Genomic DNA, 839 nt, shown 5'->3' with positions numbered 1-839 from the left:
AATGTAAAAGAGCGCTAGCGTTGCCCAACAACGCTGGCAGAAAACTAAGTCCCGTTCGTCTAGAGGCCTAGGACACCGCCCTTTCACGGCGGTAACAGGGGTTCGACTCCCCTACGGGACGCCACTTCCCTTTAAGAATGAAATCTTAACTGGAACATGTGGGCGATTAGCTCAGTTGGGAGAGCACCTCCCTTACAAGGAGGGGGTCACTGGTTCGAGCCCGGTATCGCCCACCATTCTTTTAATACCTTTAAGTTGTATTAAAAAGAATTACTATTTATATTGTAACTAGTGTGAAGAAATAAATTGGGGTTATAGCTCAGCTGGGAGAGCGCCTGCCTTGCACGCAGGAGGTCTGCGGTTCGATCCCGCATAGCTCCACCAATTTCTTAGTTAGTAAAAATTAATGAATCAGTTTTTAAGCATGTTTCTTTGTATTAAAGAATTTAATGTGTTTAAAAAGTGGTTCATTTTTTTCTGAAAAATGAAACATAATGCTCTTTAACAATCTGGAAAGCTGACTAGTAAATTCAATCGAATGATTGAATTACAAATGTTTTTATTACTTCTTTTTCGAAAGACAGTATAAAAATGAGTTCTCAAAACAAACACATTCAAGTGTCTGTGTTTTTGTCTTTACTTTTTTAAAAGTGGAAACAAAAGAAGAGTCCGGCGAAAACAAATCCTCTCTTGCTCTTGTAAAAGAACAAGCAGAGAAACCTTGGTTGTTGCCATACGAAACCTCTTGGGGTTGTATGGTTAAGTGACTAAGCGTACACGGTGGATGCCTTGGCAGTCAGAGGCGATGAAGGACGTATTAACTTGCGATAAGCCTAGTT

3 tRNA genes are annotated in these 839 nt (G+C 40.6%); all 3 read left to right on the top strand.

The window, feature by feature from the left end:
- Positions 1 to 48: 48 nt before the first annotated feature.
- The 3 genes from C9J47_RS26835 (at position 49) to C9J47_RS26825 (ending at position 384) form a co-directional block, all read left to right on the top strand.
- Positions 49 to 124 (top strand) — tRNA-Glu (locus C9J47_RS26835).
- Between the two features lie 36 nt (positions 125 to 160).
- Positions 161 to 236: transfer RNA gene (locus C9J47_RS26830), tRNA-Val, on the top strand.
- A 72-nt stretch (positions 237 to 308) separates the two neighbouring features.
- Positions 309 to 384, top strand: a tRNA-Ala gene (locus C9J47_RS26825).
- Positions 385 to 839 lie beyond the last annotated feature (455 nt).

Origin of the sequence: Photobacterium indicum, assembly GCF_003026215.1 — a bacterium.
Classification (GTDB): domain Bacteria; phylum Pseudomonadota; class Gammaproteobacteria; order Enterobacterales; family Vibrionaceae; genus Photobacterium; species Photobacterium indicum.
This window is presented reverse-complemented; position numbering and strand designations above follow the sequence as displayed.